The organism is Streptomyces sp. NPDC088785 (genome assembly GCF_044750685.1).
In the GTDB taxonomy this organism is placed as follows: domain Bacteria; phylum Actinomycetota; class Actinomycetes; order Streptomycetales; family Streptomycetaceae; genus Streptomyces.
Map to the genome: position 1 here is coordinate 473,968 of NZ_JBIVKH010000002.1, position 13,400 is coordinate 487,367.

The 13,400-nt window shown below is 72.5% G+C and carries 12 protein-coding genes; 8 read left to right on the forward strand and 4 right to left on the reverse strand.

Annotation, left to right across the window (positions count from 1 at the left end):
- The first annotated feature begins 40 nt into the window (after positions 1 to 40).
- Complete coding sequence (locus tag ACIP5K_RS07795) at positions 41 to 229, forward strand: hypothetical protein (protein WP_401406370.1); 189 nt, start codon at positions 41 to 43, stop codon at positions 227 to 229.
- Here the strand turns inward: ACIP5K_RS07795 and ACIP5K_RS07800 are convergent.
- A complete protein-coding gene (locus tag ACIP5K_RS07800) occupies positions 219 to 1,019 on the reverse strand; it encodes a site-2 protease family protein (RefSeq protein ID WP_401406373.1) in 801 nt (266 codons plus the stop codon). The genes ACIP5K_RS07795 and ACIP5K_RS07800 overlap by 11 nt on opposite strands.
- Positions 1,020 to 1,186: 167 nt before the next feature.
- Between ACIP5K_RS07800 and ACIP5K_RS07805 the strand changes: the two genes are divergently transcribed.
- The gene (locus tag ACIP5K_RS07805) at positions 1,187 to 4,558 is read left to right on the forward strand and encodes an AfsR/SARP family transcriptional regulator (RefSeq protein WP_401406376.1); all 3,372 of its coding nucleotides are present in this window, start codon (positions 1,187 to 1,189) and stop codon (positions 4,556 to 4,558) included.
- Between the two features lie 25 nt (positions 4,559 to 4,583).
- On the opposite strand, the gene ACIP5K_RS07810 is transcribed toward ACIP5K_RS07805, so the two are convergent.
- The 3 genes from ACIP5K_RS07810 to panB all read right to left on the reverse strand — a co-directional run bounded on the left by ACIP5K_RS07810 (position 4,584) and on the right by panB (position 7,594).
- Positions 4,584 to 5,417, reverse strand: a complete 834-nt coding sequence (locus ACIP5K_RS07810) for an ABC transporter permease (protein WP_401406379.1) — start codon at positions 5,415 to 5,417, stop codon at positions 4,584 to 4,586.
- Positions 5,414 to 6,445 (reverse strand): ATP-binding cassette domain-containing protein, encoded by a 1,032-nt coding sequence (locus tag ACIP5K_RS07815; protein WP_401406382.1) that lies wholly within the window; start codon positions 6,443 to 6,445, stop codon positions 5,414 to 5,416. Before ACIP5K_RS07815 ends, ACIP5K_RS07810 begins: the two co-directional genes overlap by 4 nt.
- A gap of 243 nt (positions 6,446 to 6,688) precedes the next feature.
- On the reverse strand, positions 6,689 to 7,594 hold the full coding sequence (gene panB, locus ACIP5K_RS07820) for a 3-methyl-2-oxobutanoate hydroxymethyltransferase (protein WP_401406385.1): 906 nt from the start codon (positions 7,592 to 7,594) through the stop codon (positions 6,689 to 6,691).
- Between the two features lie 214 nt (positions 7,595 to 7,808).
- Here panB and ACIP5K_RS07825 point away from each other — a divergent pair, with 214 nt between their 5' ends.
- The 6 genes from ACIP5K_RS07825 to ACIP5K_RS07850 all read left to right on the forward strand — a co-directional run bounded on the left by ACIP5K_RS07825 (position 7,809) and on the right by ACIP5K_RS07850 (position 12,755).
- Entirely contained in the window at positions 7,809 to 9,413 is a 1,605-nt protein-coding gene (locus ACIP5K_RS07825) for a DHA2 family efflux MFS transporter permease subunit (protein WP_401406388.1), read from the forward strand.
- 130 nt (positions 9,414 to 9,543) lie between these two features.
- Positions 9,544 to 10,335, forward strand: coding sequence for a TetR/AcrR family transcriptional regulator (locus tag ACIP5K_RS07830; protein ID WP_401406391.1), 792 nt, complete (start codon positions 9,544 to 9,546; stop codon positions 10,333 to 10,335).
- Between the two features lie 210 nt (positions 10,336 to 10,545).
- Entirely contained in the window at positions 10,546 to 11,565 is a 1,020-nt protein-coding gene (locus ACIP5K_RS07835; RefSeq protein ID WP_401406394.1) for an endonuclease/exonuclease/phosphatase family protein, read from the forward strand.
- Between the two features lie 280 nt (positions 11,566 to 11,845).
- Positions 11,846 to 12,019, forward strand: a complete 174-nt coding sequence (locus tag ACIP5K_RS07840; RefSeq protein WP_401406397.1) for a hypothetical protein — start codon at positions 11,846 to 11,848, stop codon at positions 12,017 to 12,019.
- A gap of 231 nt (positions 12,020 to 12,250) precedes the next feature.
- A complete protein-coding gene (locus tag ACIP5K_RS07845; protein ID WP_401406400.1) occupies positions 12,251 to 12,472 on the forward strand; it encodes a WhiB family transcriptional regulator in 222 nt (73 codons plus the stop codon).
- A 148-nt stretch (positions 12,473 to 12,620) separates the two neighbouring features.
- Positions 12,621 to 12,755 carry a hypothetical protein gene (locus ACIP5K_RS07850; protein WP_401406403.1) on the forward strand — a complete coding sequence of 45 codons (135 nt, stop codon included), beginning with the start codon at positions 12,621 to 12,623 and terminating at the stop codon, positions 12,753 to 12,755.
- The last annotated feature ends 645 nt before the right edge of the window (positions 12,756 to 13,400 follow it).

Below are 13,400 nucleotides of genomic sequence, written 5' to 3' on the forward strand. Positions count from 1 at the left end.
ACTGGTCGGCGAACACCAGCCGTGTATTGGAGCCGACCCCATGCCCCGCATCGCACTCTTCGCTCTCGTCGTCTGCCTGCTCGCCGTCGTGGCGGCCGTGGTCTCCTTCGTCCAGGGCAGTTTCCTCGGGATCGTGTGGGTGCTCATCGCGGGCGTCACCTCGAACATGACCTGGTTCTACGCCCGCAGGGCCAAGGCCGAGAAGGCGCGGAGCGCCCCTACTGGCTGAACACCGGGATCTCCGGGGTGCCCTCCCAGAAGCGGTAGAGGCGCTGCCCCCAGTAGGTGTCCCCTCCGTTCACCCCGAGCGCGCGCAGCAGCGCGTCCACCACGTCGAAGAACACATGGTTCACCGACGGGATCCACAGCAGCGCGAACACGGCGATCAGGCCGAACTGCCCGAACGGCTCCAGCTGCCTCCTCGTCCTGTACGACAGCCAGGGCTCCAGGACGCCGTAGCCGTCCAGGCCCGGCACCGGCAGGAAGTTCAGGATCGCCGCCGTCACCTGGAGCAGTGCCAGGAAGGCCAGCGCGTAGCGGAAGGTGTCCGGCACGCCGTCCAGCAGGTCCAGCCAGAACGGGGCGGTGCACACGAGCGCGAACAGCACGTTCGTCAGCGGGCCCGCCGCCGAGATCAGGCTGTGCTTCCAGCGTCCCCGGACGCGGCCCCGCTCGATGAAGACCGCGCCGCCCGGCAGACCGATGCCGCCCATGATCACGAAGAGGACCGGCAGCACGATGCTGAGCAGCGCGTGCGTGTACTTCAGCGGGTTCAGGGTCAGATAGCCCTTCGCGCCGACCGAGGTGTCGCCGCTGTGCAGGGCGGTGCGGGCGTGCGCGTACTCGTGCAGGCACAGCGAGACGATCCACGCCCCGGTCACGAACAGGAAGACCGCGAAGCCGGGCTGCGAGGCGAACCCCGTCCACACCGCCCACCCGGCCACGGCCGTGATCGCGGCGATGCCGAGGAAGACGGGGCTGATCCTGCTGTCGCCGCGTCGGGATGTGGCGGTGCTCATGAGGGCGGGACTCCCGGGTCGGAGGTCGGGGGGGCGTGCCTGAACGTACCCGCCCCACGGGGGAAACGCGTCGCGCGGGCGCGGGAGTTCCGCCGCGCCCCCGGCCGCTTTCCACGCTCTGGGCGGACCCGGCGGCCGGAGCGCGCGCGGGCGGGGACAATGGGCCGGTGCGCTATCGCCTGCTCGGCACCACCCAGGCACTCCGCGACGACGGCTCGGCCGTCCCCGTCGGCGGGGCGCGGCTGCGTGCCCTGCTCACCGTGCTCGCCCTGCGACCGGGGCGGACCGTGCCGGTCACGACGCTCGTCGACGAGGTGTGGGGCACCGACCCGCCCGCCGACGCGCAGGGCGCGCTCCAGGCGCTCGTGGGACGGCTGCGCCGGGTGCTCGGCGCCGCCGCCGTCGCCTCCGACGAGGGCGGCTACCGGCTCGCGGCAGGCACCGACGACATCGACCTGTTCCGCTTCGAGCGGCTGACCGCCGACGGCGCCCGCGCCCTCGCCGACGGCGACCCGGGCAAGGCCGCCGAAGTGCTCGACGAGGCGCTCGCGCTGTGGCGCGGTCCGGCCCTCGCCGACCTGCCGGACCGGGTGGCCGGGGCCGCCCGCTGGGACAGCCGCCACCTGGACGCCCGGCGCACCCGGCTCGCCGCCCGGCTCGCCCTGGGCCGCGCCGAGGAGGCACTGCCCGAGCTGACCGCGCTGTGCGACGCGCACCCGCTGGACGAGGCCCTCCAGGTGCTGCGGCTGCGCGCGCTGCGCGACGCGGGCCGCACCGCCGAGGCGCTGGCCGCCTACGACGGGGTGCGCCGCGTCCTCGCCGACCGCCTGGGCACCGACCCCGGCGCCGCCCTCCGTGCCCTGCACGCCCAGCTGCTGGATCCGACAGGTCCTGACGGCCCCGGCGACCCGGGCGGCCCCGGTGGCCCCGGTGGCTCGGCCGGCCCGCGGCCCGACCCGGCCGCCGCCGTCCGCGCCGAAGCCGCCACCCCCGGCAATCTGCGCGCCCGCCTCACCTCCTTCGTGGGCCGCGCGTCCGACCTCGACACCATCCGCGAGGACCTGGCCCGCACCCGGCTGCTGACCCTGCTCGGCCCGGGCGGCGCGGGCAAGACCCGGCTGTCGCAGGAGGCCGCCGAGGGCCTCGCGCGCAGCCTGGCCCCGGACGGCGTCTGGCTCGTCGAACTGGCCCCCGTCAGCGACCCCGCCTCCGTCCCCGAGGCCGTCGTCAGCGCGCTCGGCGCCCGCGAGACCGTGCTGCGCGGCGCCGGCGCCGAGGAGCTGCGCGTCGCCGGGGAACGGCAGGGCGACGACCCGCTGGTCCGGCTCGTGGAGCACTGCGCCGACCGCCGCATGATCGTCGTGCTCGACAACTGCGAGCACGTCATCGAGGCCGCCGCCGCCCTCGCCGAGCACCTGCTCGCCCGCTGCCCCGGCCTGACCGTGCTCGCCACCAGCCGCGAGCCCCTCGGCGTGCCCGGCGAGGTCCTGTACCCCGTCGAACCGCTGCCCCAGCCGTACGCACTGCGCCTGTTCGGCGAGCGCGGCGCCACCGTCCGCCCCGGCTTCACCGTGGACCGGTCGCCCGAGACGCTGGCCGCCGTCACCGAGATCTGCCGCCGCCTCGACGGGCTGCCGCTCGCCATCGAGCTGGCCGCGGCCCGGCTGCGCATGCTCACCCCGCGCCAGATCGCCGACCGCCTCGACGACCGGTTCCGCCTGCTGACCAACGGCGCCCGCACCGCGCTGCCCCGCCAGCAGACCCTGCGCGCCGTCGTCGACTGGTCCTGGGACCTGCTCGACGCACCCGAACGCGCCGTCCTCGCCCGGCTCTCCGTGTTCAGCGGCGGCTGCGACCTGACCGCCGCCGAGACCGTCTGCGGACCCGACGCGCTGGACGCGCTGGACGCGCTGGACGCGCTGTCCTCCCTCGTCGACAAGTCCCTCGTCGTCGCCGCCCCCGACGACAGCGGAGAGATGCGCTACCGCCTCCTGGAGACCGTCGCCGAGTACGCGGGCGACCGGCTCGACGAGGCCGCCGACCGCGCCGCCGCCGAACGCGCGCACCTCACGTACTACCGCGAACTCGCCCGCACCACCGACCCGCTGCTGCGCGGCGCGGGCCAGCGCGCGGCCATCGCCCGGTTCGAGCGCGACTACGAGAACCTGCGCACCGCCCTGCGCCGGGCCGCCGCCGCCCGCGACGAGCAGGAGATGCTCAGCCTGGTGCTGTCCCTGCTCTGGTTCTGGATGATGCGCGACCTGCGCACCGACGCCCGGACCTGGAGCCTGGAGGCGGCGGCGCTCGGCCCCGACCCGTTCGGCCCGGACGCGCGCCCCGCCCCGCCGCTCTACCAGCGCTGCACCGACGTCCCGCCGCCGCTCACCGGCGACCTCCTCGACCAGGCCCGCCGCGAGGTGCACCTGACCCGGCTCGGCTACATGGACATGGAGCTGGAGATGTGGCAGAGCGACGAGGGCCGGGCCCGGCTGGAGACCATCGTCGCCACCCTCGCCCCCGACCTCCCGCAGTCCTGCCGTCCCCCCGGCCACCTGTGGTACTTCGCGGTGCTGATGTCGGGCCAGGGGGAACGGATGGAGGAGCTCAGCGGGCGCACCGTGCGCACCTGCCGGACCCTCGGCTACGAGTGGGAACTCGCCCACATGCTGCAACTGCGGGCCAACCTGCGCGCCAACCGCGTCCAGACCGCCGAGGACGGCCTCGCCGACGCCGACGAGTCGCTGGCCGTCTTCACCCGGCTCGGCGACGAGTGGGGGATGGCCGAGGCGCTGTCGGTGCGCGGCGAGTCGCACGAGAAGCTCGGCCGGTACGACGCCGCGGCGGCCGACTTCATCCGGGCCCAGGAGGTCGCCGAGGAGGTCGGCGCCCATGCGCAGGTCGCGATCCTGCGCGTGCGGCTCGGCAACGTGCTCATCGAGAAGGGCGAGGGCGAGCGCGGCGAGCAGCTGCTCCGCGACACCCTCGACCCGGCCCGCAAGTTCCACAACGAGGCCTGGCCCGCGGCCCGGATGATGCTGCTCACCCGGCTCGCGTCGACGGACCGCACGGCGGAGGCGCGGGAGATCCTGGAGCAGCTGCGCGCCGAGTTCAAGGTCGCCGAGGTGCTGTTCTTCCGGTCCCTGCTCCTCGGCCTCGAAGGCATGCTCGACCTGCTGGAGGGCGAACCCGGGCTCGCGCTGGCGAAGTCCGCGCAGGCGCTCGCCGTCGCCGACGACCCGCTGGCCTCGATGCTCGAACCGCACATGGGGGCGCTGTACCTGCTCACCGCGGCGAACGCCCTGAGCCTGCGCGGCGCCGCGGGCGACGCGGTGACGGCCGCCCGGCTGATCGGCGCCTCGGACGCCTCGCTGCCGCCCGGGCACGTGCGCAGCGTCATGGAGGGGGAGTCGCGGGAGAAGGCCGAGCGCGCCGCGCGCGCGGCGCTGGGCGACGACGCGTACGTACGGGAGCACGCCGAGGGCGGCGGCCTCTCCGTGGAGGAGGCCACCGCCCTGCTGGGACGCGATCCGACCGACTGACGCACCGCTGGTGCGCGGTGCCCGGTCAGTTCTTGGTGGTGAACTTGCGGATCGCCACCGGTGCCATGACCGCGGTCAGCGCCGCCGTCCAGGCGAGGGTCACCCACAGGTCGTGGGCCACCGGGCCGCCCGTCATCAGGGCGCGGCAGGTGTCGGCGAGCGCCGAGATCGGGTTCCAGCTCGTGAAGGACTGGAGCCAGCCCGGCATGGACTGGGTCGGCGCGAAGATCGACGAGCCGAACTGCAACGGCATCATCACCAGGAAGCCCATGGCCTGGACGGCCTGCGCGCTCTTCATGGTCACGCCGAGCACCAGGAAGATCCACATCAGGGAGGAGCCGAACAGCGCGGTCAGGCCGATCGCGCCGAACAGTCCGGCCCAGTTGGTGATGTCGAAGCCGACGAGCAGCGCGACGATCATCAGGACGGTGGTGGCGCACAGCAGGCGCAGCATCTCCACGGCGACCTTGGCGACGAGCACCGAGCCGCGTCCGATGGGCAGGGACCGGAAGCGGTCCATGATGCCCTTCTGGAAGTCCTCGTTGAAGCCGGTGCCGACGCCCTGCGCGATGTTCATCGACATCATGGCGACCATGCCCGGGATCACGTACTGGACGTAGGCGTCCTGGCCGCCGCCCATCGCGGAGCCGATGGAGCCGCCGAAGACGTACACGAACAGCAGGGTGAAGACGACCGGCATCAGGATGGCGTCGAACATCGACTCCGGGTCCTGCTTGATCCACAGCAGATTGCGGCGGATCAGGGCGCCGGTGTGGCGCAGATGGCCGCGCAGGCCGATCTTGGGGTCGGCGTCGACCTTGATGGTGGGCGCCGTGCGGGTCAGGGTGGCGGTACTCATACGGCGACCTCCGCGAGTTCGGGCCTGGCGTCCTGCGGGGCGGAGGCCTTCTGGCCGGTGATGGAGAGGAACACCTCGTCCAGGCTGGGCAGTTCGGTGGCGATCGAGCCGATGGTGATGCCGCGCGCGGTGACCGCGCCGACGACGGCCGTCAGCTGCTCGTCGCTGAGGATGGGGACCAGGACGGTGCCGGACTCGGCGTCCACCGTGGTCGTGGCGATGCCGGTGATGCCCAGGTCGTCCAGGGCGTGGGCGAGCGGGCGCAGCTCCAGCGGGTCGGCCGGGCGGATGCGCAGGGTGCGCCCGCCGACCTTCGCCTTCAGCTCCTCGATGCCGCCCTCGGCGATCACCTTGCCGCGGTCGATGACCGTCAGCTCGGAGGCCAGCTGCTCGGCCTCCTCCATGTACTGGGTGGTCAGCAGGACGGTGACGCCCTCGCGGACCATGCTCTTGACCTCGTCCCACACCTCGTTGCGGGTGCGGGGGTCGAGGCCGGTCGTCGGCTCGTCCAGGTACAGCACGTGCGGGCGGCCGATCATCGACGCCGCGAGGTCGAGGCGGCGGCGCATGCCGCCGGAGTAGGTCTTCGCGGGGCGGGTGGCGGCGTCCGTCAGCGAGAAGCGCTCCAGGAGGCTGTCGGCCCGGGTCCGCGCCTCCTTCTTGGACAGGTCGAGCAGCCGCCCGATCATGTACAGGTTCTCGCGGCCGGAGAGCTTCTCGTCGACCGAGGCGTACTGGCCGGTGAGGCCGATCACGCGGCGCAGCTGCCGGGGCTGCTTCACCGTGTCGTAGCCGGCGACCACGGCCGTGCCGGAGTCGGGCGTGATGAGGGTGGACAGGCAGCGTACGAGGGTGGTCTTGCCGGCGCCGTTCGGCCCGAGGACACCCATCACGGTGCCTTCGTGCACGTCCAGGTCCACGCCGTCCAGAGCCTTGGTCTCGCCGTAGTGCTTGGCCAGTCCCCGTACGGACACGGCCACCGGGCGGCCCTGGAGGCCACCGTCTGGGGTCTTGTCGTTTCGCGTCATGCCCTCAAGGTGTCACCCCCCACCGACAATCCACCGACAGCCGACCGACAGCCCCGATATATCGCTGACAGGTCGCCGTAGGTGGTCTCGGTGGCCGGTGGGCGCGCCCGTGGCCACCGGGGGCCGGCCGCCCTCGCGCGGACGGCCGCGGCCCGCCGACGGGGGAAGATCGGCGGGCCGCGTTGGTGCCGCGATGGATCAGGGGGTGGGCCGGTTCACGGGGTGGCCCGGGCCCGGTGCGGGTCAGTGCACGGAGTGCTCCTCAAGAGGGAACGTTCCGCCAACCACGTCCTCCGCAAACGCCTTCGCCGCGTCGGACATCACGGCACGCAGATTGGCGTAGGTCTTCACGAAGCGCGGCATCCGGCCCCCGGTGAGCCCGAGCGCGTCCGTCCAGACCAGGACCTGCGCGTCCGTCTGCGGCCCGGCGCCGATCCCGACCGTGGGGATCTGGAGGATCCGCGTCACCTCGGCCGCCAGCTCCGCCGGCACCAGCTCCAGGACGACCGCGAACGCGCCCGCGTCCTGCACCGCCTTCGCGTCCCGCAGCAGCTGCTGCGCCGCCTCCTCGCCCCGGCCCTGCACGCGGTACCCCTGCGTGTTGACCGACTGCGGGGTCAGCCCGATGTGCGCCATGACCGGGATGCCGGCCTCGGTGAGGAGCTTGATCTGGCTGTGCGAGCGCTCGCCGCCCTCCAGCTTCACGGCCCCGACCCCGGCCTCCTTGACCAGGCGCATCGCCGACCGCAGCGCCTGCGTCGGGCTCTCCTGGTAGGAGCCGAACGGCAGGTCGCCGACGATCATCGCGCGCGACGTGCCGCGCACCACCGCCGCCGACAGCATGATCATCTGATCCAGGGTGACCGGCACCGTCGTGTCGTAGCCGAGGTGGCAGTTGCCCGCCGAGTCGCCGACCAGCATCACGGGGATGCCGGACTCGTCGAAGACCGAGGCCGTCATCGCGTCGTACGCGGTCAGCATCGGCCACTTCTCGCCGCGCTCCTTGGCGAGCGAGATGTCCCGCACCGTGATGCGCCGGGTGCTGGTGCCTCCGTACAGCGCCTTCGGGTCGCCGGAGGCCCCGGAACCCGTACCGCTGCTGTCGGAGGACTGCTCCCGGGCAGCCTGGAGTGCTGTGTGTTGCGTCATCGCAACCGCTCCTTCAAAGACGTCGTCTCGAGGCGCCCTGACGGCGTCCCCGGATCCCCTCCATGGTCGCACCCGGCGTCGCCGTCGCGCCAGAGGCCGCCCGCACCGCCCTCCGCCGGCCCGAAACCCTTCCGCGTAAAGGCCGGGTAAGGGCTTCGCCCGGATACTTTCAATACGAGACGGGTCCGTATCGAAACGAGTCTAGGGTCGGGACATGACCACTCCCGCCGCTCCCGCGGCCCCCCGGATACCGGAGGCCGTGCATCGCCGTCGCTGGGCGATCCTCGGCGTGCTCATGCTGAGCCTGCTGATCGTCGTGCTCGACAACTCCATCCTGAACGTCGCGATCAAGACGATCTCGACCCCCGCGCCCACCGGCCTCGGCGCCACGCAGAGCGAGCTGGAGTGGGCGATCAACGCATACACCCTCGTCTTCGCCGGGCTGCTCTTCACCGCCGGACTCCTCGGTGACCGCCTCGGGCGCAAGAAGGTCCTCATCGGGGGACTCGTGGTGTTCGGCATCGGCTCCGCGCTCGCCGCCGAGTCCGGCTCGCCGGCCCAGCTCATCGCGTTCCGCGCCGCGATGGGCCTCGGCGCCGCCTTCGTCATGCCGGCCACCCTCGCCGTGCTGATGAACGTCTTCGAGCGCGAGGAGCAGCCGAAGGCCATCGGCATCTGGGCCGGCGGCGTCGGCCTCGCCATCGCCATCGGGCCGATCACCGGCGGACTGCTCCTCGACCACTTCTGGTGGGGCTCGGTCTTCCTGGTGAACGTGCCCATCGTGATCCTCGCCGTCGTCCTGATGCTCGCGCTCGTGCCCGACTCCAAGGACCCCCGGCCGGGCCGCATCGACCTGATCGGCGTCGCGCTGTCCATCGTCGGCCTGGTCCTGCTGGTCTACGGGATCATCAAGGGCGGCGACGAGGGCGACTTCACCGGGCCCGAGGTCCTCGCCACGATCGCCGCGGGGCTCGTCGTCCTCGCCGCGTTCGTGCTCTACGAGAAGCGCAGCGACCACCCCTCGATCGACGTCGACTACTTCAGGAACAAGGTCTTCTCCGCCGCCATCGCCGCGATCGCCCTCGTCTTCTTCGCGCTGATGGGCGTCACGTTCTTCTCCGTCTTCTACACGCAGAGCGTGCGCGGCTACTCGCCCCTCCAGACCGGCGCCCTGATGCTGCCGCTCGCCGTGGCCCAGCTGATCTTCGCGCCGCGGGCCCGGATCGTCGTCGACAGGATCGGCGTGAAGGCCACCACCACGGGCGGCCTGGTGCTGCTCGCCGGGATGCTCGCCGCCTTCACCGTCCTGGACGCGGACACCCCGATCTGGCTCCTGGAGGTCGTCTTCTTCCTCATGGGCACGGGGATGGCGCACGTGATGACGCCGACCAGCGTCGTCATCATGCAGGCGCTGCCGCGCGAGAAGGCGGGCTCCGCCTCCGCCCTGAGCAACACCTTCCGGCAGGTCGGCGGCGCGCTCGGCATCGCCGTGCTCGGCTCCGTGCTCTCGACCACGTACCGCAACGGGCTGGAGAGCCACACCGACGGACTCGCCCTGCTGCCGCCGGGGCTGCGGGACGCCGCGGGCGGGTCCATCGAGGCCACCCTCGGCGTCGCCGAGAAGATCGGGCCGCGCGCCCAGAGCCTGGTCGGCGCGGCCGACGACGCGTTCCTGCACGCCATGCACGTCACCGCGCTGTGGGGTGCGGGCATCGCCCTGCTGAGCGCCGTGGTCACCGGGCTCTTCCTGCCGGGCCGGCCGCCCGCCGCGCCCGCCGCCCGCAGCGACGAGACGGAGAAGGTCGGCGCGGGCGGCTGAGCCGGGTGCGCCGGGGCGGGCGGCGCTGAGACAATCGCCCCGGGCCCGCCCGGAGCACGGCGTTCCGGTCGGCGGGCCGCACTCCGGGCCGCAGCGCGGTGCGGGGCGGACGATGCGCGAGGTGGAGAGCGTGGGAAGCATGGAGGGCGTCGGTACGGGGCGCGGCACGCGTCGGGCGGCCCGACGCCCGCCGCCGGGCACCCGGACCCCGGCCCGGGACACCCCGGCGCCGGCTCCCGCGGTCCCGACCTCCGCGTCCCCGGACGCCGTAGCCGCTCCGGACCCCGTGGCCGCCCCGGCACCCGCCCGCGGGCGTCCGCGCAGCGAGGCCGTCGAACTGGCCATCGTCGAGGGTGTCGTCCGGCTCCTGGAGGAGGGCGTGCCGCTCGCCGAACTGTCCATCGAGCGCATCGCCCGCACCGCCGGAGTCGGCAAGGCGACCATCTACCGGCGCTGGTCCGGCAGGGAGGCGCTCTTCGTCGACGTGGTCGCCTCCATCGAGGAGCCCGACCCCGACCTGCCCGGCACCTCGCTCCGCGACGACCTGGTCCGGCTCCTGGAGCACATGCGCAGGCGCGGCCTCAACCTGCGCACCTCGGCCCTGCTCCACAACGTCTTCGCGCAGATGAAGACCCTGCCGAAGCTCTGGGACGCGTACCACGCGGTCGTCGTGCAGCCCCGGCGCGAGCTCCTGTGCGACGTCCTGCGGCGCGGCGTCGCCCGGGGCGAACTCCCGGCCGGCATCGACATCGAGCTGTCCGGGGACCTGTTCACCGGCCCGATGCTGCTGCGCTCCATGCTGCGCGCCGACGCGCCGCTCGCCGCCGACCTCTCCGAGCGCATCGTCGACACGGTCCTCGCCGGACTGACGGCGCGGGGGCCGCGGCCCGATCCCACGGCCCGCGGGGGCCCGGCCGGGTGAAGTGCCCGGCGAATGTGCAGGTTTCGTCACAGACCGGTTCGCAAACCTCCATGAGCGGAACTCCGCATGCCGCCCCGCTCGTCCTCGTGGCAGTACGGACGTCATCGAACCGCCCCCCGAGGGGTGTGACGGGACGGAAAGCCGCCGCGCATCGCCTAGGGTCGGACGGGCGAGAACGGCGGGCACGGCAGGCAGTGAGGCGACGAAGGCATGGCGCAGGCGTACGACGGCGGGGCCGCCGAGGGATCCGGGCGACAGGGGCCGGGTGCCCGGTTGCGGCGCCTCGGGGAGCGGCTGCGACACGATCGCGGGTACTGGCGGCGCGGCATCGTGCTGGCGGTCGTCGCGGTGCTGGTCGCCCTGGTCATGCTCTTCCACGCGCAGATCCCCAACACCATCGGCAACCTCGGTTCGTTGACCGAGACCTTCCTGCCGTGGCTGGGGCTGTTCGTCCCGGTCCTGCTGGTCCTCGCGCTCGTCCGCAGGTCGGCGACCGCGGTGATCGCGGTGCTCGTCCCGGTGATCGTGTGGTTCAGCGTCTTCGGCGGGCTGCTCACCGACAAGCAGGAGAGCGGCGGTGACCTCACGGTCGCCACCCACAACGTGAACGCGGACAACCCCGACCCGACCGGCACGGCCAGGGACGTCGCCGCCTCGGGCGCCGAGGTCGTCGCCCTGGAGGAGCTGGCGGGCGACGACCTGCCGACGTACAAGAAGGCCCTCGCGCCGACGTATCCGTACCACGCGGTCGCGGGCACCGTCGGACTGTGGAGCAAGTACCCGCTCTCCGCCACCGCGCCCGTCGACATCAAGCTCGGCTGGACGCGCGCCCTGCGCACCACGGTGGCGACGCCCGAGGGCAGGGTCGCCGTCTACGTCGCCCACATGCCGTCGGTCCGGGTCAAGCTCGACTCCGGGTTCACGGCCAGCGAGCGCGACAAGAGCGCCGACGCGCTGGGCGAGGCCATCGCCGACGAGCCGCTCGGCAAGGTCATCCTGCTCGGCGACCTCAACGGCACGATGAACGACCGCGCCCTGAGCCCCGTCACCTCCCAGATGCGCTCCACCCAGGGCGCGGCGGGCAGCGGCTTCGGCTTCAGCTGGCCGGCCGGGTTCCCGATGGCGCGGATCGACCAGATCATGGTCAGGGGCGTCGAGCCGGTGTCGTCGTGGACGCTGCCGAGGACGGGCAGCGACCACCTGCCGATCGCGGCGCGCGTCCGCGTGTGACCCGGGGCGCCCGCGGCGCGGACGCCCCCCTCGTGAGGCACCGTCCCGCCGGGCCGGAATACTCGCTGCGGCCGACTTTGTTCCGCCGGTAAACTTACGAGTTCCGCCCCCTCCAGCACCCGGGAAGATCCCTCATGCCCCTCGCCCTGCTCGCGCTGTCCGTGGGCGCCTTCGGCGTCGGGTAGCCGAGTGAGGTTTGCGTTCCAGATGGTTCTGTCTTCCTGACCAGCGCAAACGCGAGACCCCCGGATCGTCCGGGGGTCTTTTGTATGGAGGGGCGATGACCGAACCGGCCTGGAAGGCCGGGCTGACCGCCGGCCGCAGCCAGGCGGGCTATCGGCTGGTCAAGGAGAACGAGCGCCTGCAAAAGGAGCCGGCGCGCTACGAGAGCGAGGAGCCGCGAAGGGGCAGGTACTCGATCTGCGGCAAGCCCTTCCCATGCCTGGACCACTGAGACGCCCATGCGCAGACCACAGAAGCTGATCATTCGGGCCGCCCTCGTGGCGGCCTTCGTCGTGTGCGGGGTGCCGCACTGGAGGTGAGACGTGGGCGAGCGCATCGCCGACCGCATCTGCCTGGAGCTGTTCCGGTGGACCCGATGGAACACCGCCGTGGTCATCGTCGCCGCCGCGGTCGGCGTCCTGGCCGGGACCCTGTGGGGCCGGGGACGACTGTTCTGTTCGACGTGCGGCGGCCCTGGTGGCCGCAACACGCCTGCCAGGCAGAGGACTGGCAGCTGTTCTTCGCCGAGGGCGGCATGGCCAGCCGGCCGCCCGGTGCCGGAACGCAGAAGAAGTGGGACCAGGGCAAGGAGATCTGCGCCGGATGCCCCGTGCTGACGCAGTGTCGCCGGGACACGCTGGGCGAGGAGTACGGCGGCCTGGACCAGTACGAGCGCTGGTCCTGAGGGATCGGGGCCGTTCCCAGAAGGAGCCTACCGACGTCTGGCGAACCATCGGCATGGCGAACCGGCCATCGAGCCGGACGAGGTCGGGCGTCCGGCCGGCTGCCCGGTCGAGAGCAAGGGCTACGTTGACCTGATCTTCCACGACGACATGTTCGACAACCGCATCGTCGTGGACCTGAAGAGCGGCAAGAGGCTGCCGAAGTCCCCGGCCCAGTTCGGCACCTACAGCGCGCTCACGCGCGCGAAGTACGGCCTGGCCGTGGATCTCGGGGCCCCTTCATGAACCGCAGGGCACCGTCGGCCGGGTCTACGACAGGACCGAGTACACGCCCGAGGTCGTCGGCGAGAGCTACGGCAAGGCGTGGGAGCGGGTGCAGGCCGGCGACTGGACCGCCGACCCCTCGGACTGCTCCATCTGCGACGTCCAGGCGTCCTGTGCCGCCAAGGGCGGGCCCCTGGCGATCCACGACGACCCGGTAGGGCCGGGCGACCCCGCACCCCTGATTGCGGAGCCATGATCCGCAAGCTGATTCACCGCCTGGCCACTCTGACGAACGGGCCCTGGTTCTGCCAGTGGTGCGGAGCGCAGTGCGAGAGTGACGTATAGGGCGCGGCCCACATGGCCTCTGCCCACCCGCACCTGGCTTGAACTGCGACTGAGGTACGTGCTGTGAGTCCTGAGGCCACTACCTGGGCTGCATCAGCGGGAAAGGGCGGCCTGATGCCGATTCTTAGCCTGTGCACCGGCTACAAGGGTCTCGACGTGGCCGTGGAGGCCCTGACCGGTGTCGTCCAGCGTTGGGTCCGGCCCGAGGCCACTCTTCAGTGATGGAGGTGGGGGTGTTCGTGACCCGGGCCAGGATGCGGGACTCGATCGTCGTTTCGACGTACACGGGCCCGCAAGGAACACCATGCAGGCGCACGACGC

Coding starts and splice junctions, on each gene's coding strand:
- ACIP5K_RS07815 (WP_401406382.1), bottom strand. CDS start 6,445: ATGACGCGAAACGACAAGACCCCAGACGGTGGCCTCCAGGGCCGCCCG.
- ACIP5K_RS07810 (WP_401406379.1), bottom strand. CDS start 5,417: ATGAGTACCGCCACCCTGACCCGCACGGCGCCCACCATCAAGGTCGAC.
- ACIP5K_RS07840 (WP_401406397.1), top strand. CDS start 11,846: ATGACCGAACCGGCCTGGAAGGCCGGGCTGACCGCCGGCCGCAGCCAG.
- panB (WP_401406385.1), bottom strand. CDS start 7,594: ATGACGCAACACACAGCACTCCAGGCTGCCCGGGAGCAGTCCTCCGAC.
- ACIP5K_RS07825 (WP_401406388.1), top strand. CDS start 7,809: ATGACCACTCCCGCCGCTCCCGCGGCCCCCCGGATACCGGAGGCCGTG.
- ACIP5K_RS07850 (WP_401406403.1), top strand. CDS start 12,621: ATGTTCGACAACCGCATCGTCGTGGACCTGAAGAGCGGCAAGAGGCTG.
- ACIP5K_RS07795 (WP_401406370.1), top strand. CDS start 41: ATGCCCCGCATCGCACTCTTCGCTCTCGTCGTCTGCCTGCTCGCCGTC.
- ACIP5K_RS07835 (WP_401406394.1), top strand. CDS start 10,546: ATGGCGCAGGCGTACGACGGCGGGGCCGCCGAGGGATCCGGGCGACAG.
- ACIP5K_RS07800 (WP_401406373.1), bottom strand. CDS start 1,019: ATGAGCACCGCCACATCCCGACGCGGCGACAGCAGGATCAGCCCCGTC.